Genomic DNA, 22,496 nt, shown 5'->3' with positions numbered 1-22,496 from the left:
AGTATCACATTGGATTGCTTAATTTTTGTCTAAGTTATTGAGCCATAAGGGACATTTTTTAGCTTATTGACAAAAATGAACATTCATTCTACTCTCTGACTTGAGTGAGGAGCAACCAAAGTTATGCAGATATAGGCTGCAAAACCATTAAAAATTATTATTTTTAGTTGTTTTAAGAGCTTTGGTTAAGTACCGGTCTGCTTTAAGCAATAGGAAATTTCTAGCGGGGATGTTGCCTATTGGCAGACCACCATTCATGAAAAATGAATTCGGTGTATACCAATGGAGGAGTTCTATGAAGTTTCCAGTCAAATCTATGTTGTCGGTTGTGTGTGCGCTTGCTTGTAGTGGGGCTGCGTTTGCGGATTCGGTGATGGACGCTATCGGCAATAATGCTAACTGGGCAATCTGGGGTGGTAATTATGCAGGTAATCGTTACAGTACCTTGAATCAAATTACCGCTGCTAATGTTTCTAAATTACGTCCTGAGTGGACGTTCTCAACAGGTGTGCTACGGGGGCATGAAGGTGGGCCACTGGTCATCGGCGAAACCATGTATGTGCACACACCATTTCCTAATAAAGTCTTCGCGATTAATCTGAATGATCAGACTGTCATTTGGCAATATGAGCCAAAGCAGGACGCTAATGTTATTGGTGTCATGTGCTGTGATACCGTCAATCGTGGTTTGGCTTATGCAGATGGCAAAATCTTCTTACAACAAGCTGACACAACCCTAGTAGCACTCAATGCACAGGATGGGAAGTTAGTTTGGAGCGTCAAAAACGGTGATCCTAAGAAAGGTGAAACCAATACTAATGCCCCCATCGTCGTTAAAGATAAAGTCATCACAGGTATCAGTGGTGGTGAATTCGGCGTGCGTGGTTTTGCGGCAGCCTACAATATTAGCGATGGTAAATTAGCTTGGAAATGTTATAGCACCGGCCCTGATGCTGAGATGTGTATGGATCCTGCTAAAACCATGACATGGACAGGGACTAAAGGGGGAATGCAGCCGGTAGGCCCTGATTCTAGTCTGAAAACATGGCAGGGTGACCAATGGAAAATCGGTGGCGGTACGACATGGGGCTGGTACAGCTATGATCCCGAGCTCAATTTAGTGTATTACGGTACAGGCAATCCTAGTACTTGGAATCCAGTGGTTCGTCCCGGTGATAATAAATGGTCGATGACTATCATGGCACGCGATGCCGATACCGGTATGGCGAAGTGGGTTTATCAAATGACCCCGCATGATGAATGGGACTATGACGGTGTGAATGAAATGCAATTGGTCAAAATGAAGGCCAATGGCAAAGAAATGAAGGGCTTGGTGCATTTCGATCGTAATGGTTTTGGCTACACCATGAATGCGGAAACGGGTGAGGTCTTATTAGCGACTAAATATGATCCTGTAGTCAACTGGGCAAGCCATATCGATATGGAAACAGGTCGCCCTGTGGTTGACCCTAAGTACAGTACCGATAAAAACGGTGCTGATTTTAATACGCAAGGGATTTGCCCAGCGGCATTGGGTTCAAAAGACCAACAGCCGAGCGCTTACTCGCCTAAAACCGGCTTATTCTACGTGCCCACTAACCATGTGTGTATGGATTACGAGCCTTACCAAGTCGAATACGTGGCCGGTCAACCCTATGTTGGAGCAACATTGAGTATGTTCCCAGCCGGTAAGGTGAAAGGCGATAACTCCACGCATATGGGTAATTTTATTGCTTGGGATGCCACCAAGGGTGAAATCAAATGGTCTTTACCTGAGCAATTCTCTGTTTGGAGTGGTGCCTTAGCGACAGCGGGGGATGTCGTGTTTTATGGCACGTTGGAGGGTTACTTGAAAGCCGTTGATGCGAATACTGGTAAGGAGCTTTATCGGTTCAAAACGCCCTCTGGCATTATCGGCAATATCAATACCTGGAAGTTTAAAGACAAGCAGTACATTGGTGTGTTATCCGGTGTGGGTGGTTGGGCCGGTATCGGTATGGCGGCAGGCTTGGCGGGTGATACCGATGGTTTGGGGGCAGTCGGTGCTTATCGTAGTTTAAGTGCGTATACCCAATTAGGGGGTGTCTTGACTGTGTTCTCCTTACCTTCTGAAGTGACTCAAGGTGAGGCAAACCAAAAGGTCGCTCAGCAATAAGGTCATGCTGTCGTGGTGGGGATGCTCCTGCGAGCATCCCATTTGTCGGGTTTGATGGAGTCAGGTGTTACATGAAAACTCATAATCGTGTTATCCGCCGTGCTTTCCAAGTGACTGCTTTAGCAGTCGCTGCCATAACGCTTAGTACTTCCAGTAGCTTGCTAGCTGCCGAGGCGATGTCGGCGCGCACTAGCCTCAAGGTTTGCGCCGATCCGCATTACATGCCGTTTTCTAGCCAACAATTAGACGGTTATGAAAATAAACTGGCAGATTTGATGGGGCGTGCTTTGGGGGTACCAGTGCAATATACGTGGTTTCCACAGCGTATTGGCTTTATTCGCAATACCCTGCGTAAAGAAACCCCACAAGGGCAAGTGGATGGCTATTTATGTGATGTAGTAATGGGCGTACCAGCAGGTTATGAACAGACGCTGACATCCAAGCCCTATATGCAATCGTCTTATATGCTAGTGGTGAATCCAAAGGGCAAATTAGCTCAGTTAAACACTGCTCAACCTTTGTTAAATCAAATACCCGAAGGTTCAAAAATTGGCGTAACCGAGCGTAGTCCGGGGGCAGAGTGGTTAGCCAAGCATAATTTATTTCTAGCCATGCAGTCGTATGTGGCGCAATCCGGTGATCCGAATGAATATCCGGGGCAGCTGATATTACAAGATTTGCTTGCAGGTCATTTAGATGCAGCAATTGTCTGGGGGCCTACCGCTGCTTATTTTGTTAAGCAATCGCCCACGGATGCACGATTTTATTTAGTCGCTATGCCGAAAGAGCAAGGTATACAGTTTCACTATTCGATTGCGACGGGCGTGCGGTTTGGTGATAAAGCATGGCGTGATCAAATTAATAACATCTTGGCGCAGCACCAAGAGCAAATCAAAAACATTTTGACTGAGTATGGTATTCCTTTAGTCAATGCTGTTGGTGAGGTGTTATTAGCTAATACACCCACGGCGAATGCAGCCGAAGCAACCCCACCGGCTACTAATGTAGCGCCGCCCAGCACTGTATTGGAAATGGTGACCACTCAACCACCACAGCCAGTGCTAGCAACGCCAGCAACCCAGTCTAATCCTAGTGCACCAGCACAAGGGATGGCAGCCCCTGTAGCGGATCCTGCACCGCCAGCGCCAAGCGTTACCACTACTCCAGTAAACGCAGCAACACCGCCCACACCACCGATTCCTCCAACTCCCCCCACTCCTCCAGCAGTGGCAGCCCCTGCTGCAGGGATGACAGGGGAGACGGTGGTTGTGAGTGCGGCCAAGCCCTATGAGGGGCATTTGCAATGTGATACGGATGGTAAAAACTGTAAGGTAGATACTTATATTATCAAAGGCTTTCGAACGTTTGGGCAGTGTCAGGTTTGCCATGGTATAGATGGTTCGGGCAGTACGATTGCACCTAATTTATTGGAAAAATTACAGCAGCTTGATAAAGCTACTTTTATTAACCGTGTGACTGAGGGTTATAAGGGGCAAATCGGGGTGATGCCGCCTTGGAAAGAAAATCCAAATGTGATGAATAATATCGAAAATCTCTATGCGTATTTAAAAGCGCGCTCTGACGGTTTAGTTGGCGCCGGTAGCCCACAGCGTTTCTAGGAGCGAGTGATGCCTTGGATAAAGTTCAGGATAGCAGTTTGGTTATTGGCCTTGGGTTTAACTTCTCCGGTGTTTGCAGAAAATGCTGAGCAATTCAATAAGGAAAGCTTTTCCAAAGCTAATCAAGCTTTGTTTTTATCGCCTCATTTTAAAGCGGTCAAACAAGCGGGTCAGTTAGTGTATGACGTGTTGGAGTTGCGTGATGATCAGACCCAAATCAAGGATAGTGTCAGCTTAGATATTAAGTTCGAGCAACAGCATATGCTGGTACAATCCACTTATCTAAGCGGCCAGCGCCAATTGTGGGTACCTGAATTTACTGATCCTGAGGGTAATCCGGTTCTCATGTGGTTTTTACAGTCGGATACTAACGAAATGGCTCGTCAAAATGGCGGACAATGGCGTCATTTTCAGAAATACATCAAGTTAGCTTTGGAAAATGAAGCCCTGTATGAAACGGTTCAAGTACCTTATCGCGGCCAAGTCTACTCAGGGGTACATATTCACATTCAACCTTATGTCAATGATCCTGAGCGTGGCCGTTTTGCTAAGCCCGACTTTGTGAATGCGTACTATGATTTTGTGTTAGCAGAAGACATACCGGGAGGTATCTATAAATTGGCCATGTATGTTTTGCCGAAAGGCTCAAGCGATGTGAATCGACGCATTGCCAGTCGTGAACTCACTTTGCGCGAATAGCGCGTTTTTGGAAGGAGCAAACCTATGAAAAAGTGGACTAAGCCCAGCTATCAAGATTTACGCTATGGCTTTGAGATCAATCTCTACATTCTGAACCGCTAATTGCGGTTGTCACCGTAGTGTGCCGTGGCGCATTACGGTTTTATTAAGGAGTAGTATGATGCGATGGAAATTCCCCAGTGTTATGCTAATGCTACTATGGCTTAGCTTTGCGCAGTCTGTGTCAGCTCAAGTAGTTGTCTTAGCTTTTGAATTACAAGATACGACTTTAAAGCCTGCTACCGCTGAAGAATTACAACGTACCGCTTCAGCACAAAACCTCCTTATCCAAGCTTTACAAGACAAACATTATCCGGCTATGAGCATTGAACCTGCTCAGCAGCAGGCTGCTGACAAAGGCTTCGGCTATCTTTATGATCATCCTGAAGCAGCGGCGCAATTAGCCTTGTCACAGGGCGCGGACGCTATTGTGGTCGGGCGTGTACATAAGCCGAGTTTTTTATTTGCTTATTTTATCGCGCGTTTAGTCGATGCCAAATCCGGTAAGGTGATTTTGGATACGGCGATCGAGGCTAAAGGGCCCAGTGATCAAGCTTCAACCCAACGCGCTTTAGTCTCCCTAGCGAATAAATTACTGCCAGCCTTACTTGCCGTTACTACTGACTCCATGGCTCAAACTTCAGAGCGTCGTTTGAGTACGCGTATTTATCAAAAAGCTACCAATAAAGCCTTTGCTGATGTGGTTGATGATGCCCTTACTGCGATTAGCCAACATAATTTTCGTATTCTAGGTCAGTCGGATGTAGGTAAGGCTATTGCTGAGCGAGAAGCGAGTGATTTTCCGGCAACTACCATTATCCAATTTTGTAATCTAACTTATGCCAAGACTTTTTTAGAGGCGAGTAAAGGAGAAGGGGCGATTCAAATGCCCTGCCGTTTGATTATTCGTCAAGCTGGTCGGCAAGTACTATTAGAAACCGTGTTAGTGGAGAGCCTCAGTCAGATCGAATTTAGTACAGAGGTTAATAAGATTTTGCGTGCCATTGTTGATAGCGCGGCGAGTTAAGCATCCATAAGCCTAAGGAGGAAAGTGATGCAGAGGGTCAATAAAATAAGCTTCTTTTTGTCAAGCCTGCTGCTGCTTGGATTAAGCCACTACAGTAGTTATGCGGAAGATGTGCCACTGAATAATTACCCCACTCAAGCACGCGTAGAATATGTGTTTGAGTGCATGAGTAAGTACGGTGGGGAAAATTACACTACTATGTATGGCTGTGTGTGTGCGATTGATGAGATCGCCAAGCGCATTCCTTATGACAATTATGTGCGTACTCAAACGCTCGATTCCATTCTGAAAGTTCCTGGCGAGCGCTCAGCGCAATATCGCGATATTAAAGGCGGGCGTGAGGCGATCAGTGAATTTAAGACCTTTACGGCCGAGCGTGAATCCTATTGTGGTTTGAAAAAGCCAGCTCCCGTTGCAGCAACACCCGCAAACACTCAAACGACAAAAGCCTCCCAAGCTAGCGCACAGCCCTAGAGCTGTTTTAGGCACGCAATGCTGCTAAACTAGCGCAGCGTGCCTTGTGACCTGTTCACAAGGCTAGATTGATCAAACCAACTCATATTACTCAATTATTGGACGTATAGGACAAGAATAATGGCTACGTTTGCAGCATCACCTTTGCCGAGTAAAAGTTTTATTTTACGTGCTAGTTGCCCTGCCATTCGGGGGGTTGTTGCGGGAGCGACCTCGATGTTGTTTGAGCAGGGCTGCTATATTAGTGAGATGGCACAATTCGATGATCAGGAGACTGCACGTTTCTTTATGCGTGCCGAATGTGAAATTCAAGGTGATGCGACTTTAGAGCAAATCCGTGAGCATTTTGTGCCAGTGGCAGAGCGCTTTCAGATGGAGTGGTCGATTCGCGATGCGGCTGAGCCAGTGCGCGTCTTAATTATGGTCAGTCAATTCGATCACTGCTTGGATAATTTGCTTTACCGTCATCGTAAGGGCGAGTTAAAAATGCAAATTACCGCAGTAGTGTCCAATCACCTCGATTTGCGGCCTATGGCAGAACGGGAAGGCTTACGCTTTATTTATATGCCGGTTAATAAAGACAATAAGGCACAGCAAGAAAAAGCACTGTTAGACGTAATTAAAGAAACGCGAACTGAATTAGTGGTGCTAGCACGTTACATGCAGATTTTATCGAATGATTTATGCGAGCAATTACGGGGTCGGGTGATTAATATTCACCATTCTTTCCTACCAGGTTTCAAAGGCGCCAAGCCTTATCATCAAGCGCATGCGCGTGGGGTCAAATTAATTGGCGCGACGGCGCACTACGTCACGGCCGATTTAGATGAAGGCCCGATTATTGAGCAAGCCGTGCAAGTGGTCGATCATTCCTATTCCCCTGAGGATTTAACCTCGATTGGGCGCGATACTGAAACGGTCGCTTTATCGCGTGCTGTAAAATTGCATATTGAGCAACGCGTCTTTTTAGATGGGAATAAAACAGTCGTCTTCAAGTAGTTTGTTAAAGACGATTCGATATCATCTAGGTTTAGGGAGTAGGGTAAAGATACTTACTCCCGCTGGTGCTATAAAAAATCTACTGTTGGCGCTAAGGTGAAAAAATTGCCATTGCGTAATGAGGCTACTATCATTTTTATATAAGACTGAAACCTAAGTTGTTTTATATAATGCTACACTGAACTTCCAACTGAAAAATGATCACTACTTAATTATAAAGGGAGCAATAGTGGATTCTAAACCTGAACATGATACTGCTGAGGCCGATGCGGATAATCCAGCAATACCGGCTGAGCGACGCAGAAAAGGCATCTATTTATTGCCAAATTTATTCACAACCGCTGCTATGTTTTGCGGTTTTTACGCCATTATTGCGTCTATTCAAGGTCAGTACGAAGTGGCTGCGATTGCCGTATTTGTCGCTATGGTACTGGATAGCTTAGATGGTCGCGTGGCGCGTTGGACAAATACCCAAACGGCCTTTGGTGCGGAATATGATAGTTTATCGGATCTCGTATCCTTTGGTTTAGCACCTGCCTTGACGATGTACCAGTGGTCGTTGGTACATCTACGTGAGATGGGCACAGCTTGGGGGAAAATTGGTTGGCTAGCTGCGTTCATTTATGCGGCGTGTGCTGCTTTACGTTTAGCACGTTTTAATACGCAAATTGGCAAGGCAGACAAGCGTTTTTTCACCGGCATGCCAAGTCCGACCGCCGCGGCTTTGATTGTGGGGATGGTGTGGGTTTTTCACGACTCTGAGGTGGCTGGGCGTAGTTTACAGATGCCTGCTTTGATTGCGACGGTGGTCGTGGGCTTATTAATGGTCAGTAACTTTAGCTATTATAGCTTCAAAGATATTAACTTACGCGGTCGTGTTCCATTTGTGGTTATGATCGCTGTAGCCTTAGGCTTTGTCTTAATTACGATTGATCCACCCAAGGTGTTTTTTACCTTCTTTGTGCTCTATGGTTTGTCAGGCCCTGTGCTTTGGATGACGCGTCAAGTACGTCGCTACCAACGCCGTAAGAGCAAAACTACTACTTGAGGCCAGCAGCGTTTTATTGTAGTTTTGCGAGTATCCTACAACGGTAACTTATATTCATGAACTCACGCAGCGCCCCTCAAGATTTTGCTCAAGCTTATTTAAGCTTTAGCTGCGTGCTGTCTACAACGCTGCTACTTCGACTGCCCTAAGGGGCAAATAGTGACGCGCCTGGCGAGGCTGGAACGCGCTTAATTCATTATTTTTACCAGAATACCAGCGAGTGGAATACATAAGCATGTCTAAACAACGTTTAATTATTTTTGATACAACCTTGCGCGATGGCGAGCAAAGTCCCGGCGCTACCATGAATCAAGCTGAAAAAATTCGCATCGCGCAGATGTTAGAAAAAATGCGCGTGGACGTGATTGAAGCAGGATTTCCTATCGCCAGCCCCGGTGACTTCGAGTCAGTAAAGGCCATTGCTAAAATTGTAAAAGACAGCACCATTTGTGGTTTAGCACGTGCTTTGGATGCGGATATCGAACGTGCTGCTGAAGCCCTAAAAGGTGCAAATTCCGGACGTATTCATACCTTTATCGCTACTTCACCGATTCATATGCAAAACAAATTGCGTATGACGCCGGATCAAGTGGTTGAACAAGCTGTTTATGCAGTGAAAAAAGCGCGTCACTATACGGATGATGTGGAATTTTCCTGTGAAGATGCGGGACGTTCAGAGTTTGAATTTTTGTGTCGAGTCATAGAAGCAGCGATTAATGCGGGTGCAAGAACCATCAATATTCCTGATACCGTGGGCTATCAAATTCCCCATGTCTTTGGCACGATGGTCGGCAATTTAATTAAAGAAATTCCCAATTCAGACAAAGCCATTTTTTCAGTGCACTGTCATAATGACCTCGGTCTGGCGGTCGGTAATTCTTTAGCAGCCGTGATGAATGGTGCGCGCCAAGTGGAATGTACCATTAATGGGTTGGGTGAGCGTGCCGGTAACGCGTCGTTAGAAGAAATTGTGATGGCAATTCGTACGCGCCAAGATGTATTTGAAGTCGAAACGCATATTGATACGACCCACATTGTGCCGACCTCGCGCCTCGTTTCAAGTATCACAGGCTTCCCCGTGCAACCGAATAAGGCGATTGTTGGGGCAAATGCTTTCGCGCATGAGTCTGGTATTCACCAAGATGGTGTCTTAAAGCACCGTGAAACCTATGAAATTATGCGCGCTGAAGATGTGGGTTGGTCAGCCAATAAAATCGTTTTAGGCAAGCATTCTGGCCGTAACGCGTTCCGTGCACGCTTACAAGAGTTGGGTATTCATTTAGCAACTGAGCAAGAAGTGAATGCGGCGTTTTCGCGCTTTAAGGATTTAGCGGATCGTAAGCATGATATTTTTGATGAAGACTTGCACATGCTGGTGTTGGATGCGCGTGCTCAAGATGAACAAGTCATTTACGAATTAGTATCTTCGCGGGTGTGTTCTGAAACTGGTGAAACGCCCGTGGCTATGGTTACGCTGAAAGTGCAAGGGATTGAACAAAGCGCTGAGGCGATTGGGGGCGGGCCTGTGGATGCTGTATTCAAAGCGATTAAGCAAATTACTGGGCAGGCTAGTGCACGCTTGCAGCTTTATTCTGTCAATAATATTACCAGTGGAACCGATGCGCAGGGTGAAGTAACGGTGCGCGTTGAGCAAGCAGGACGTTTGGTACATGGGCATGGTGCAGATACAGATATTGTGATTGCTTCGGCGAAAGCTTATGTCGAAGCGCTCAATAAACTCGCTTCGCAGCAGCAGCGCGCTCATCCTCAACATGATGGAGTGTAGGCCCTCTTGGATGGTCAGACACGCCGCCATTATTTGAAAGCGATGGGAATTCCTTTGTGGGTTCCCAGAGCTGTTGAAACCGAGCGCATTGAGGAAGCTGAAGTCAGCTTAACGGATGTCGGCGCCAAATCCTTAGACCTGTCAGGCACTGAGCTTGAAGCGCCCTTCGATGCGAGTGCTTATGCTGAATACACACAATTTCAGCAAAAAGCATCACTTCCTGATTTATCAGATTTTTTCAAAACCGAAAAAACAACTCCAGTTTTAACACCTAAAACCCTCGTCCCATTAACGGCGGTACCTCCCGATTGTACTAAAATGGATTGGCTGAGTTTGGAGCAATCCGTTAGCCAATGCGAATTATGTAATTTGCATAAAACACGCCAGCGCACGGTTTTTGGGATAGGTAATCAGCAGGCAAGCTGGATGGTGATCGGCGAAGCACCCGGTGCGGAAGAAGATAGACAAGGTGAACCGTTTGTCGGTCGTGCAGGGCAATTATTGAATAATATGCTGGCGGCGATTGGTTTAGTACGTGAGCAGATTTATATTGCCAATATTCTCAAATGTCGCCCCCCTAATAATCGTGACCCCAAACCCGATGAAGCCTTATTATGTCGAGGCTATTTGGAACGTCAAATCGCGTTGGTTCAACCTAAATTGATCTTAGTGGTTGGGCGAATTGCGGCTCATAATCTACTCAATACCACACAGTCCTTAGCCAAGTTACGCGGTCAACGCCATGACTTGCCGCATACTCAAATTCCAGTGGTGGTTACTTATCATCCTGCCTATTTATTACGTCAACCCCTCGATAAACGTAAAGCATGGCAAGACCTGCAATTTGCCCGCCAAACCTTAGCTAGATAAATCATGTTCGAAATACTTTCTTTACCCTTGCGCCCTATGGTGGAGGAAGACTTAGCGGCAGTGATGCAAATTGAACTACGCGCTTATAGTCATCCTTGGACTCATGGCATTTTCAGTGACTGTTTGCGCCATCGTTACCCTTGTTTTGTGTATCAGCCTGATCGAGACATTGAAGCTTACGTGGTGTTGATGCAAAGCTTAGAAGAATTGCATATTTTGAACATTACGGTGCTGCCAGAGCGACAAAGGCAAGGCTTAGGACGGCAATTATTAAATGCAGTAGAAAAAATTGGGCTAGGTTTATCGGCGAGTGAATGTTTCTTAGAAGTGCGCGCCTCCAATCAGGCCGCTATTAATTTGTATTTAAAACAAGGGTTTAATGAGATTGGATTGCGAAAAAATTATTATCCAACGCAGCAAGGGCGCGAACATGCCCTGTTAATGGCAAAAACACTCTTTCCGCCGGATTAGGCTCTGGTGTAAAGTGTGAAATAGTTTAGTACCACAGTAGTTTGAATGCTAATATCGTCGATTTTACCAGCAATCGGCTGAGGCCATAAGTCAATAACGGGGAGCCAGTGTTAATTTGAATTCAGTAGCAGGTAATTCGGTACGCATTCCTGCGTCAATGCATTCGATTCGGTCAGAGCAAATCTGCCAACGCGCGGACGGCATTATTCGCCGGTTACAACAAGCGGGATTCGAAGCCTATTTAGTCGGTGGTTGTGTCCGAGATTTATTACTAGGGTTAATCCCCAAAGATTTTGATATTGCCACCAGTGCTCATCCCGAGCAGGTGCGTAAACTATTCTCCTCTGCACGCTTGATTGGGCGACGCTTCCGTCTAGCCCATATTTATTTTGGGCGCGATTATTTGGAAGTTGCTACGTTTCGTGCTCCCCATGACGATAGTGATGAAGGGCACGTCAATGATCAAGGTCGTATCCTACAAGATAATGTTTATGGCACTTTAGAAGAGGATGTATGGCGGCGCGACTTCACGATTAATGCTTTATTTTATGATCCGGTGACTGGGGATGTGCTCGATTTCGTTAATGGTTTGCAGGATTTAAGGCAGCGCGAATTAAAACTGATTGGCAATCCTGAATTACGTTATCGCGAAGATCCGGTGCGGATGCTACGTGCTTTGCGGTTTGCCGCTAAATTACAGTGCCAAACTGAGGGTGAAACCTTTGATTTGATTCATCAGTTAGGACCTTTGCTACGTGGTGTTGCGCCGGCACGTTTATTCGATGAGCTATTAAAACTACTGCATAATGGTACGGGTTGGAAAAGCTTCCGACTATTAGAAGCCTACGGTTTATTGCCTTATTTGTTGCCTGTAGTGGCAGAAAGCTTTAAGCAAGAACGTAGCGGCGGCATGTTCCGTCGTTTATTGCAAGCCTCGTTAGAAAATACAGATAAGCGCATTGAAGAAGGCAAGTCGGTGCAGCCATCTTTCTTGTTTGCTGTATTGTTGTGGGAAAAAGTACAGCGTTTAATGCTACAAGAATTGGACGATCATCCGGAGCTACAAGCGATCCAGCTAGCTGCCAACGATGCTTTACAAGATCAAGTGCAAGTCACGGCGATTCCGCGTCGATTTAGTAATATTACGCGTGAGATTTGGGGCTTGCAGCCGCGTTTTCGCGCGCATGATTTGCGGCGTGTAAATCTTCTCTTGAATCATCCGCGTTTTCGTGCGGCTTATGATTTTTTATGTTTGCGCGCACAAGCGGGCGAAAATGTGCAGGATCAAGTGGAATGGTGGACTGCTTTAATGGCGGCGAGCCATGAAGATCGTTTGCTGATGTGTAAGCCTTCTGGCAAAAAGCGTCGTCCCAAAAAGCGCCGTAGCGCCCATAAAGCACTACCAGTGACGGTATTGGTCGATTAAATGATGGTGCGCGCTTATATTGGGCTAGGCAGTAATTTGGGTGATTCCTTGTCCACGCTACAAGCCGCGCTGAACCGCTTACATCAGCACGCTAATATTAGCCTTCACAAAACCTCGTCTTTTTATCGTAGTAAACCGGTGGGGCCACAAGATCAGCCGGATTATATCAATGCGGTCGCTGAGCTAGAAACCGATTTAAGTGCGGTACATTTGTTAAAGGTGTTATTGGCGGTTGAGCAAGACTACGGACGAGTGCGTGAGGCTGGATTACGCTGGGGGCCACGAACGCTAGATTTGGATTTATTGCTTTATGGCAATGAAACGATTGATTTGCCACAATTGCGTGTGCCACATCCTTTTTTGACAGAGCGTGAGTTTGTGCTCATTCCCTTATTAGAAATTGCCCCCGACTTGTGTTTACCTCAGGGTGAGCGGCTTAGTGATCTTCCTGTCGCTACAGCGCCCCACCAACTACAAAAATTGTAAAATAATCAAGGATAGTTATGGTTAAGCGAGGGCTTTGGTGGATTTTAGTAGCGTCGCTCTGCTTAGCGGCCTGCAACAAAGAAAAACCCGCAAAACCAAGCAACACGGCTCAAACACCGCAGCCACCCCAACTGAGTGAAGCGCTATCCTGGTCAAAAGTTCCCGGTTGGCAGCAGGATGTCGTTCAAGAAGCTTGGCCAGCTTTAAGCAGTAATTGTCGCGCGTTAGCTTTAAAACAGCCCATCTGGCAAGTGATTTGTACTGATGCGGCCACCTTGCCTAATCCGCCGGATAACGCTAGTGCGCGTGCCTTTTTCGAAAAGCATTTTACGGTACATCAATTATCACTTCTCGAGGGTGGTCAACAGGGTTTGATGACTGGCTATTATGAACCCTTATTGATGGGCAGCTTTACTCCCGATGAGCGCTTTAAATACCCATTGTACAAGACACCTAGCGATATGCTGACGATTGATCTTGGGAATGTGATACCTGAGCTAAAAGATAAGCGTATCCGTGGGCGTTTGGTCGAGGGCAATAAAGTGGTACCGTATTACGCGCGTGCCGATATTGAAGCGCCCACTAAACCGTTGGCGGGGCAAGAGCTGCTGTGGGTTGATAGTCGCGAGGATGCTTTTTTCTTAGAAATTCAAGGCTCGGGGCGTGTACAGCTACCCGATGGTAAGGTGATTGGTGTCAATTATGCCAATCAAAACGGTTATCCTTATGTTGCTATTGGCAAACCTATGCAGACTTGGGGAATGCTAGAGGCGGGTAAGGTTAATATGTTTACTATTAAGCAATGGCTACGCGAGCATCCAGAGCAGGTGGATCAGGTTTATCACGCGAATCCAAGTTATGTGTTTTTTAGTTTACGCGATCAGGTCGAAGCGGGGCCACTGGGATCATTGGGGGTTCCCTTAACTGCTGAACGCAGTGTAGCGGTCGACAAAAAAATGATTGAGTTAGGCTCGGTATTATGGGTCGATACGACTTATCCGGATGGCACTCAAGCGCCCTTACAGAAACTGGTGTTCGCACAAGATACCGGTGGTGCTATCAAAGGTAGTTTACGTGCTGACTTCTTTTTTGGGACAGGAAAGGTAGCTGAAGAACGTGCGGGTCTGATGGCGCGCAAAGCGGAGTTTTATATGCTAAAGCCTAAGGATTTCTAGCCTTGACCGCGACGATTGATTGCCGCTCGTGGGCTGAGTTTTGCTCAATCCATATTAAAGGGGCTGTGTCAATACCTGCTGAGCACTTATTTGCCCGTTTGCATGAGTTGCCAAAGAAGACTGAGCCGCTGGTTTTATGTGGTTCGCAAGCTGAATTACAGCTAGCTGAAGCCTTTCTCATGGAGCGTGGTTATGACATTATTGAAAAGCTGGAATGGGACGAGCAACTGCTCAAGCGCTTAACGGATTTACAACAGCTAGAGCAGGGCAGTCTCCAACCCCGTTTATGGCAGCCAGCCCCACTATTACAGCGTTTTATTCAAGAGTTCATGCCACATTATGGCATTCAAGCGGGCAAGGGTTTAGATTTGGCTTGTGGCGCGGGGCGCGATTTAGTTTATTTGGCCTTGAATGGCTGGCAAATGACGGGTGTAGACTGGTCAGCCGACTCGATTCAGCGTGTTACTCAATTAGCCGCCCAACATCAAGTCCAAATTAAAGCCTACCAGCGCGATTTGGAAACATCTTCTGATCCTTTAAGCGATTGGCCCGATCAGCAATTTGATCTAATTTGTGTTGCGCGTTATTTGCATCGACCTTTATTTACGACGATACGCCGCTTATTGAAGCCTAATGGTATTTTGATTTACCAAACTTTTATGAAAGGTTGTGAGAATACGGTTGTGGGGCGGCCTCGTAATCCACGTTTTTTGCTTGAGCCACACGAATTGGCTAGTTATTTCTCCAATGATGATATTTGGTTGGATGAGATAGAGATATTGCCAGATGATCGTCCAATCAGTGCATTTGTGGTAAGATTACGCTCCCATTTAGTGGCTTGCTAAATGTTAAGTTAATACAATTCATCAAACTGTCAACAATGCCTACATTTTTCCTTGGAAAAAACCACTAAGCGAGCTATGATTCGTGCCAGTTTACACCATGTGTCGACAATCTGATGATTTATACCATCACGCCCAATAGAGGTTCCCAAGCACTATGAAGACCGGCAATAGACCCTTATCACCTCATCTCAGTGTCTACAAATTCCCACTTACTGTCCTTATGTCGATTACCCACCGTATCACGGGCGTAGCCTTAGCGCTTGGCTCACTGGTGGTGGCTTATTGGTTAGCATCGATTGCAGTTGGCCCTGAAGCCTATGCGAATGCGACTGAATTTTTGGGTTCTTGGTTTGGCAAGTTAATTTTATTCGCTTGGACAGCTGCTTTGTTTTATCACATGAGCAATGGTGTGCGACATTTATTATGGGATATGGGCTATGGCTTTGAATTGCCTACCTCGGTGCTGATGAATAAAGTCGTGTTAGGGGCTAGTGCTGTGTTGACCGTTTTGGTGTGGCTTGTGGCCTAAGGAGAGGAAGCAAATGAGTTTAAATACACCTTTAAAAAATGCGCGAGGCCTCGGTTCGGCAAAAGATGGCACGGGTCATTGGTCGATGCAGCGTTTAACAGCGGTGGCTTTAATACCGCTTAGTTTATGGATAGCCTTTACGGTAGCACACATGGCTGGTCAAGATTATGAGGCTGTGCTGGCGTATTTCAGAGCACCTTTCCATATTTCTATGTTTGTCTTATTTGTTTTTGCTGCGTTTTATCATGGCGCTTTAGGTTTGCAAGTGGTGATAGAGGATTATGTCCACAACGAAGGTGTAAAAATTGGAGTGATGATTGTCATGAAACTAGGCATGGCTTTGTTGGGCACTATTAGCGTTGTGTCTATCTTACGTGCTGCATTTGGGAGCTAAGGAGAAGGTTCATGGCAGATTATAAAATTCAAAATCATACCTACGATGTGGTAGTCGTTGGGGCAGGTGGGGCAGGCTTACGCGCTACTTTCGGTATGGCAGTGAAGGGCTTATCGACAGCCTGTATTACTAAAGTATTCCCAACCCGTAGTCACACGGTGGCAGCACAAGGTGGTATGTCAGCGGCCTTAGGTAATATGGGGCCGGATAAATGGCAATGGCATATGTACGACACGGTGAAAGGATCCGATTGGTTAGGCGACCAAGATGCGATTGAGTATATGTGTCGTGAAGCGATTCCAGCCGTCATTGAATTAGAACATCAAGGTGTACCGTTTTCGCGTACTGAAGATGGTCGTATTTACCAACGCCCCTTCGGTGGTATGACCACCAATTATGGTGAAGGTATTGCGCAGCGCACTTGTGCAGCAGCTGACCGTACTGGGCATGCGATTCTGCATACGCTGTATCAACAGTCTTTACGGCATAGTGCAGAGTTCTATATTGAGCATTTCGCGACTGACTTAATCATGGATGAGCAAGGCGTTTGTCGTGGTGTACTAGCCTGGGATTTGGCAACTGGCACTTTACGTGTATTTCGCGCCCAGACTGTGGTGTTGGCTACGGGTGGTTATGGTAGAGCGTATTTCTCTGCGACTTCAGCACATACCTGTACGGGCGATGGCAATGGTATGGTGACGCGTGCGGGTTTACCGTTGCAGGATATGGAATTCACGCAATTCCACCCCACCGGTATTTACGGCTCAGGCTGTTTGATTACCGAGGGTGTACGTGGCGAGGGTGGCTATCTCACTAATTCTTTAGGTGAACGCTTTATGGAGCGTTATGCGCCGAATGCAAAAGACTTAGCGTCACGTGACGTAGTAAGCCGTTCAATGACCATTGAGATTAATGAAGGTCGTGGTGTGGGCCCCCATAAAGATCACATCCATATCCACTTGGAGCATTTGGGTGCAGATGTTATTCATGAGCGCCTGCCTGGTATTGCGGAAAGCGCCAAGATTTTCGCAGGTGTCGATGTGACCAAAGAACCGATTCCGGTTCTGCCGACCGTTCACTACAACATGGGCGGTATTCCCACGAATTATCATGGCGAAGTAGTTACCCTAAAAGATGGTAATCCGGATAGCGTCGTGCCGGGCTTAATGGCGATTGGTGAATGTGCGTGCGTCTCGGTGCATGGTGCGAATCGTTTAGGCTCGAACTCTTTATTAGATATCGTTGTGTTTGGTCGTGCGGCCGCCAATCGTTGTGCTGAAACCCTAAAGTCTGGTGCGAATCAGCCTGATCTGCCAAAAGCGGGTTTGGATAAAGCGTTAGATCGTTTCAAGCGTATTCAACAGGCCAACGGTAAAACGACAACCGCTGACATCCGCAATAATATGCAGCAAACCATGCAGAAACATGCGGCAGTATTCCGTACCGGCCCTTCTTTAGAGGAAGGTGTGGCGAAGATGAATGACATTTATGCTAGCTACAGCGATGTGAAAATTGCTGACCGCAGTTTGGTGTGGAACTCTGATTTGATGGAAACCTTCGAATTGGCGAATTTATTAGATTGTGCGCAGGCTTCAGTCCAGTGTGCTTTGAATCGTCAAGAAAGTCGTGGTGCTCATGCGCGTGAAGACTTTCCAGATCGCAATGATGAAACCTGGATGAAGCATAGTGTGGCATGGGTGGATGAAGCCGGTAAGGTGTCAATCGATTACCGTCCCGTTCATACTTATACTTTAACGAGCGATGTTGAATATATCGCGCCGAAGAAGCGTGTTTACTAAGGGGTAGGACAATGGCTGAATTTAAATTACCAGCTAACTCGGTTATTAAGGAAGGCAAAACTTGGCCTGCGCCCGCTGGTGCTACACGGATTAAGAAATTCAAAATCTATCGCTATGATCCTGATACGGGTGAGAATCCACGTTGGGATACTTATGAAATTGATTTAGACAAATGTGCGCCAATGGTTTTGGATGCTTTGTTGAAGATCAAAAATGAAATTGATACGACTTTGACCTTCCGCCGTTCGTGTCGTGAAGGTATTTGTGGTTCTTGCGCCATGAATATTGGCGGCACGAATACACTGGCTTGTATCAAGGCGATTGAGGATATTCCGGGCGATATTACCATTAGCCCCTTGCCGCATATGGAAGTGGTTAAGGATTTAATTCCTGATTTAACACACTTTTATGCCCAATATGCTTCCATTAAACCGTGGATGCAGACCACTACACCGGCACCCCAAGACCGTGAGCGCTTACAATCACCAGAGGATCGTAAAAAGCTGGATGGCTTGTATGAGTGTATTCTATGTGCAAGCTGTTCAACGTCTTGCCCGAGTTATTGGTGGAATGGTGATCGCTATTTAGGTCCTGCCGTTTTGCTCCAAGCTTTCCGTTGGGTCATTGATAGCCGTGACGAAGCCACAGGTGAGCGTTTGGATAATTTACAAGATCCATTTAAGTTGTATCGCTGCCATACCATTATGAACTGTACTAATACTTGCCCCAAGGGTTTAAATCCTGCTAAGGCGATTGGTCAGCTCAAACGCCTAATGGTAGATCGTCTCTAGTTTACTCTACCCGCCTTGCCTACGAGGCGGGTTTTCCTTGGGAGTACCCCAATGAGCGAGTTATCTCGATACAAGCTACGTTGTCGGCGTGGCATGAAAGAATTAGACGTTGTCTTAGAACGTTATTTACAACGCCATTTCCCAGTGGCAAATGAGCATGAGCGCCAGCAGTTTGATGCCTTATTGGAATTACAAGATCCTGTACTCTTTGGCATTTTATTTGGTCTAGATCCTACACCTGAACCTTATCTCGCTTTGGTTGAGAAAATCAGAGCAGTTCATTAATTTAACCAGTCGAGTTACATGGATAGTGATGAGTTGCGTGCCGAGCGATTGGTACGTGTGCGCTGGGCCTGTCAGCGCACGATTCAGGCTTTAAATAGTCCCTTGAATCAGTTTCTCGTAGAGCATTACGATACGATTCCTATGGCTCAACAATTTGCCTTTGAGCGCTTGCTAAGTGCGGCCGATCAAGATATTTTGGACTGGCTACAAGGCATTAAGCAGCCTCATGATCAGGGGATACGAGAGATATTGTCTCTCATGCGTTTTCCTTGAATACTAGCGAGCAATTTTTGTTGAGGAGTGCTTAAAAAATGGCTGATTTAATTGATTTGTCGCCCATTGATGCTTATAACTTTTTACAAGGCAACCCAAATTCTAGTATCCTGATTGATATTCGCTCATCTATGGAATATCTATTTGTGGGACATCCCCTAAATTCTGTACATGTTGCATGGATTGATGAGCCTGATTGGGATGTGAATCCTGCCTTTGCCACTGAAGTCTTGCGTATGGTGGAAATGCGTTGCAAAGGTTTAGACGCCAAAACTGAAGCAAAAGTGGTATTATGCTGCCGTAGTGGCAAGCGTACCCGCGATGCTGCCGCTGTATTATTGGCAGAAGGTTTTCAACATGTGCTGCATGTCGATGAAGGGTTTGAGGGCGAACGCGACGAAAATCACCATCGTGGTACACTAGGTGGTTGGCGTTTTCATGGACTGCCATGGGAGCAATGTTAAGGAAAGCCTAGGGCAGTTTAAAAGGAGTTAGTGAGTCATGAAATTGAAAAGCCTTGCTGTGTTAGCACTAGCAGGTGTTTGGGGTGCATCCGGTTGGTGGTGGTATGCGTGTCAAATTAAGGGATTTTGCGGTGAGCCAGCGAATGCGCACACCAGCGAAACGACTGAGCTGAGTAAGGCTCATGCTGCAACCGAAGCAATAGGGGATGCAAAGTCTCCCGCAACAACTGATGCTGAGACAGTAACAAGCAATGACTCTAATAAGCCATTAGATGAGCAGGCCAGTTTAACCGCGCCTGTTAGCACGGACACCTCTGCCTCAGTACTCCCTAAACTAAAACCTAAACTTAGCACGGGTTCGTCTAGTAATAAGCAAACAGATGCTCAAGCGCCCGTGCTGGCCGAGCCAAATGCCTTGGATTCTCAAGGGGAAGAGGTCGTTTCTGAAACCAGCAGTACTGAAGAAAATGATTTAGCCGCTGCCAATCAAGCGGCTGAGCAATTGGCTGAAAAAAAATTGGCCGAAAATGGTCAAGCCTTAGTCGCTGCCACGAGTCATAGCACTGCTGATAAGACAGAGCCTGTCTCAACAACAGCCGAGGTGAAGCCTGAGCCGACGTTGGCCGTGGGTGATCCTATTCCACCCGAGCCTGATGCTATCGTTCTGGCTCAGAACCAAGATAAGACTAAGGCAGCGCCCAGCGCTTCAGAACCAATCGCCACGCCCTCAAGCAAAAAAGCGGATGCCAAACAGCAGGAGGCCGCTAGCGAGGAGCCGACTGAGGATAAACTTAAGCGTGAAAAGGCTAAAGATAAACAAGATAAGAATGAAAAATCCGAAAAGTCAGCTAGTGATGCCAAGAATGATAAGACCGACAAAGACAATGGTGATAAGTTAACCGTTGAAACGATTGGTAAGGATGATGAAAAAGATAAGGATAAAAATAGTAAAGATAAAAAGAAAGTTAAATCCATTAAAGCTGCGCGCTTATATTTCCCGTTCCGTTCTTCTAGACCTGAGTTAGCCGACGAATCGAAGGATTATGTTGAAAGTGTTGTGACTTATTTGAAAGAGAATCCCAAAGCAAGTATTACGTTAACAGGACATACGGATAATGTAGGCGATGCGGATTATAATGAAAAAGTAGGCTTAAAACGCGCTGAAGCGGTAAAAAAACTATTAGTAAGACAAGGTGCTCCCGCCGATCAAATCAAAGTGGATTCGAAAGGGGAGTCTCAAGCTATTGCCAGCAATAAAGAAGAAGAGGGGCGCAAAAAGAATCGTCGCGTTGAATTGACCCCCAATCGCAAATAAAAAAGGAGCTATAAAGTGTTTGAAAATATCACAACTCGTTATGATATGAGTAGCGCGACTTGGGAAGTGGCGATTATTTTATTGGGTGCTTTTCTATTAGGTTTTTTATTTTGCTACGTGCAGATTAAACCTCATAAAGACCATGACACTGAATCCAACAATTAAAAGGAGTTGATGGTGGAGGAAGCGTACACATTTGGCACAGCTAGTTTGCAGATTTTTTTATTAATGCTCGGCGCATTTCTGTTGGGAGCATTAGCTTGTTTTCTATCAAAGAAAATAGGTTTATGTTGCCGTTATGAAGAAAAATTAGTTTATGAGGATTTAGAGCCGAGTTTTCGTCCTTTAGATTTTCCGCAGCGCCAGCCTCTTTTAAAAGGGGCGGATCAGCCTGATCCAAGTACTATTATTCGTCGTCGTATTGAAGCCGAACAACCTGCTGTTACACCGGCACCCGCCCGCAGTTCATTTGAGGCACGTCTTGCTGAATTAGGGGTGGATGATCGGCCTGTCGTGAGTATGGATGCCACGACTAGGATTCCCTCGCCAGCTAAAAGTTTTGCACCACCGCCACCCCCTATGCCAGCGCCAGCCATTATGCCATCGGTAGCCGCGAATTTAGCCAAGCCTGCCCCTTTAAGCGTTGAAACAAGCAAACCCTTTTTGACTTCAGATGATTTAGATTGGGATGATGAGCATCGTGTTGATGACCTAAAAAAACTTGAAGGGATTGGTGCAACGGTAGAATCTTTATTAAATGCAGCTGGCATTAAAAGTTATGCGAAGCTTGCGACCATGGATCGGGATGCTTTAAAAGAGATTTTAGAAAAGGCCGGTTCAAAATTTAAAATGTATGATCCTAAATCATGGCCTTATCAAGCTGAATTAGCAGCAAAAGGTAATTGGGAGCGTTTAAAAGAATATCAAGACTTTCTAGCCTCAGGACGTAATGGCTGAGGCTAGCGGGTAAATAGCCTTTAGAGTGACGACGCTGCTCTGGAGGCTTGGTCATAAAGACCGGATAAACTTCTCAAAATTAAAGCACAGTGACTAATTTCATTAAAGTTCTGATCTGTCGCTCCAGCTGCATCAATTAAACAGGCGTTGCGCACTTCGCGGTATTTTTCACAAACGTCCTGACCTTTTGGGGTGGTCTGATAAAACATTTCTTTGCCCACTTTGCGGCTTTCTACCAGCTCATTTTTCATGAGTTTCTTTAAGGAATAATTCACCGTGTGGTTATCGTCAATATTAAGGGTGAAGACGATATCAGCTAGGCGTTTTTCACGGGTACGATGATTGACATTGTGGAGTACCAGTACATCTAGTGGATTAAAATCTTTGTAGCCCAGCGAGGCGATACAATGCACCATCCAACGGCTGAAAGCGTTGTAAACCATAGTCATAGCGTATTCCATTTCACTGAGTTGCCAGCATTTTTCTTGTGCCAAGTGAGCGGAGGAGACAATGGGTAATTGCGGTAAGCTAGCCGCCTGATGGGAGATGGTTTTTTTTGCCATAGTTGAG

26 protein-coding genes are annotated in these 22,496 nt (G+C 46.1%); 25 read left to right on the top strand and 1 reads right to left on the bottom strand.

Annotation, left to right across the window (positions count from 1 at the left end; all coding sequences use genetic code 11):
• The first annotated feature begins 295 nt into the window (after nt 1–295).
• From A3IE_RS0116435 to A3IE_RS22250, 25 genes are all read left to right on the top strand, one after another.
• Nucleotides 296–2,155, top strand: coding sequence for a methanol/ethanol family PQQ-dependent dehydrogenase (locus tag A3IE_RS0116435; RefSeq protein WP_020396722.1), 1,860 nt, complete (start codon nt 296–298; stop codon nt 2,153–2,155).
• A gap of 71 nt (nt 2,156–2,226) precedes the next feature.
• On the top strand, nt 2,227–3,774 hold the full coding sequence (locus tag A3IE_RS22275) for a quinoprotein dehydrogenase-associated putative ABC transporter substrate-binding protein (RefSeq protein WP_020396721.1): 1,548 nt from the start codon (nt 2,227–2,229) through the stop codon (nt 3,772–3,774).
• Nucleotides 3,775–3,783: 9 nt separating this feature from the next.
• A complete protein-coding gene (locus tag A3IE_RS0116425) occupies nt 3,784–4,473 on the top strand; it encodes a hypothetical protein (protein WP_020396720.1) in 690 nt (229 codons plus the stop codon).
• Between the two features lie 24 nt (nt 4,474–4,497).
• Nucleotides 4,498–4,575 carry a pyrroloquinoline quinone precursor peptide PqqA gene (gene pqqA / locus A3IE_RS23460; RefSeq protein ID WP_083900675.1) on the top strand — a complete coding sequence of 26 codons (78 nt, stop codon included), beginning with the start codon at nt 4,498–4,500 and terminating at the stop codon, nt 4,573–4,575.
• Nucleotides 4,576–4,630: 55 nt separating this feature from the next.
• Nucleotides 4,631–5,539: a DUF2380 domain-containing protein gene (locus A3IE_RS22270; RefSeq protein WP_083900673.1), complete on the top strand. Its 909-nt coding sequence runs from the start codon at nt 4,631–4,633 to the stop codon at nt 5,537–5,539.
• Between the two features lie 27 nt (nt 5,540–5,566).
• Nucleotides 5,567–6,013: a hypothetical protein gene (locus tag A3IE_RS22265; protein WP_020396718.1), complete on the top strand. Its 447-nt coding sequence runs from the start codon at nt 5,567–5,569 to the stop codon at nt 6,011–6,013.
• 120 nt (nt 6,014–6,133) lie between these two features.
• Nucleotides 6,134–7,012 (top strand): formyltetrahydrofolate deformylase, encoded by an 879-nt coding sequence (gene purU / locus A3IE_RS0116410; RefSeq protein ID WP_020396717.1) that lies wholly within the window; start codon nt 6,134–6,136, stop codon nt 7,010–7,012.
• Between the two features lie 229 nt (nt 7,013–7,241).
• Complete coding sequence (pssA, locus tag A3IE_RS0116405) at nt 7,242–8,060, top strand: CDP-diacylglycerol--serine O-phosphatidyltransferase (RefSeq protein WP_020396716.1); 819 nt, start codon at nt 7,242–7,244, stop codon at nt 8,058–8,060.
• 235 nt (nt 8,061–8,295) lie between these two features.
• Nucleotides 8,296–9,846 (top strand): 2-isopropylmalate synthase, encoded by a 1,551-nt coding sequence (locus A3IE_RS0116400; RefSeq protein ID WP_020396715.1) that lies wholly within the window; start codon nt 8,296–8,298, stop codon nt 9,844–9,846.
• A gap of 6 nt (nt 9,847–9,852) precedes the next feature.
• Nucleotides 9,853–10,716: a uracil-DNA glycosylase gene (locus A3IE_RS22260; protein ID WP_020396714.1), complete on the top strand. Its 864-nt coding sequence runs from the start codon at nt 9,853–9,855 to the stop codon at nt 10,714–10,716.
• A 3-nt stretch (nt 10,717–10,719) separates the two neighbouring features.
• Nucleotides 10,720–11,187 (top strand): ribosomal protein S18-alanine N-acetyltransferase, encoded by a 468-nt coding sequence (gene rimI, locus A3IE_RS0116390; RefSeq protein WP_020396713.1) that lies wholly within the window; start codon nt 10,720–10,722, stop codon nt 11,185–11,187.
• 115 nt (nt 11,188–11,302) lie between these two features.
• A complete protein-coding gene (pcnB, locus tag A3IE_RS0116385) occupies nt 11,303–12,613 on the top strand; it encodes a polynucleotide adenylyltransferase PcnB (protein ID WP_245539209.1) in 1,311 nt (436 codons plus the stop codon).
• Nucleotides 12,614–13,099 carry a 2-amino-4-hydroxy-6-hydroxymethyldihydropteridine diphosphokinase gene (gene folK / locus A3IE_RS0116380; RefSeq protein ID WP_020396711.1) on the top strand — a complete coding sequence of 162 codons (486 nt, stop codon included), beginning with the start codon at nt 12,614–12,616 and terminating at the stop codon, nt 13,097–13,099. It abuts the gene before it with no gap.
• A 17-nt stretch (nt 13,100–13,116) separates the two neighbouring features.
• Nucleotides 13,117–14,274 (top strand): murein transglycosylase A, encoded by a 1,158-nt coding sequence (gene mltA / locus A3IE_RS0116375; RefSeq protein ID WP_020396710.1) that lies wholly within the window; start codon nt 13,117–13,119, stop codon nt 14,272–14,274.
• Between the two features lie 2 nt (nt 14,275–14,276).
• Nucleotides 14,277–15,119, top strand: coding sequence for a methyltransferase domain-containing protein (locus A3IE_RS0116370; RefSeq protein ID WP_020396709.1), 843 nt, complete (start codon nt 14,277–14,279; stop codon nt 15,117–15,119).
• A gap of 154 nt (nt 15,120–15,273) precedes the next feature.
• Nucleotides 15,274–15,648: a succinate dehydrogenase, cytochrome b556 subunit gene (gene sdhC, locus A3IE_RS0116365; RefSeq protein ID WP_026154989.1), complete on the top strand. Its 375-nt coding sequence runs from the start codon at nt 15,274–15,276 to the stop codon at nt 15,646–15,648.
• A gap of 13 nt (nt 15,649–15,661) precedes the next feature.
• Nucleotides 15,662–16,042: a succinate dehydrogenase, hydrophobic membrane anchor protein gene (gene sdhD, locus A3IE_RS0116360; RefSeq protein ID WP_020396707.1), complete on the top strand. Its 381-nt coding sequence runs from the start codon at nt 15,662–15,664 to the stop codon at nt 16,040–16,042.
• Nucleotides 16,043–16,053: 11 nt separating this feature from the next.
• Entirely contained in the window at nt 16,054–17,841 is a 1,788-nt protein-coding gene (sdhA, locus tag A3IE_RS0116355) for a succinate dehydrogenase flavoprotein subunit (protein WP_020396706.1), read from the top strand.
• A gap of 11 nt (nt 17,842–17,852) precedes the next feature.
• A complete protein-coding gene (locus tag A3IE_RS0116350) occupies nt 17,853–18,632 on the top strand; it encodes a succinate dehydrogenase iron-sulfur subunit (protein ID WP_020396705.1) in 780 nt (259 codons plus the stop codon).
• A gap of 51 nt (nt 18,633–18,683) precedes the next feature.
• On the top strand, nt 18,684–18,917 hold the full coding sequence (locus tag A3IE_RS0116345) for an FAD assembly factor SdhE (protein ID WP_020396704.1): 234 nt from the start codon (nt 18,684–18,686) through the stop codon (nt 18,915–18,917).
• Nucleotides 18,918–18,935: 18 nt separating this feature from the next.
• A complete protein-coding gene (locus A3IE_RS0116340; protein ID WP_020396703.1) occupies nt 18,936–19,190 on the top strand; it encodes an FAD assembly factor SdhE in 255 nt (84 codons plus the stop codon).
• Nucleotides 19,191–19,228: 38 nt separating this feature from the next.
• On the top strand, nt 19,229–19,654 hold the full coding sequence (locus tag A3IE_RS0116335; protein ID WP_020396702.1) for a rhodanese-like domain-containing protein: 426 nt from the start codon (nt 19,229–19,231) through the stop codon (nt 19,652–19,654).
• Between the two features lie 37 nt (nt 19,655–19,691).
• Nucleotides 19,692–20,969 (top strand): OmpA family protein, encoded by a 1,278-nt coding sequence (locus A3IE_RS22255; protein WP_020396701.1) that lies wholly within the window; start codon nt 19,692–19,694, stop codon nt 20,967–20,969.
• Nucleotides 20,970–20,984: 15 nt separating this feature from the next.
• Nucleotides 20,985–21,134, top strand: coding sequence for a hypothetical protein (locus A3IE_RS23005; RefSeq protein ID WP_020396700.1), 150 nt, complete (start codon nt 20,985–20,987; stop codon nt 21,132–21,134).
• Nucleotides 21,135–21,146: 12 nt separating this feature from the next.
• Nucleotides 21,147–21,926, top strand: coding sequence for a hypothetical protein (locus A3IE_RS22250; protein WP_157832893.1), 780 nt, complete (start codon nt 21,147–21,149; stop codon nt 21,924–21,926).
• Nucleotides 21,927–21,946: 20 nt separating this feature from the next.
• On the opposite strand, the gene A3IE_RS0116315 is transcribed toward A3IE_RS22250, so the two are convergent.
• On the bottom strand, nt 21,947–22,489 hold the full coding sequence (locus A3IE_RS0116315) for a winged helix DNA-binding protein (RefSeq protein ID WP_020396698.1): 543 nt from the start codon (nt 22,487–22,489) through the stop codon (nt 21,947–21,949).
• Nucleotides 22,490–22,496 lie beyond the last annotated feature (7 nt).

The organism is Thiolinea disciformis DSM 14473 (assembly GCF_000371925.1).
Lineage (GTDB): Bacteria > Pseudomonadota > Gammaproteobacteria > Thiotrichales > Thiotrichaceae > Thiolinea > Thiolinea disciformis.
The sequence above is the reverse complement of the archived record's forward strand: the minus strand, read 5'-3'. Positions and strand labels throughout refer to the sequence as shown.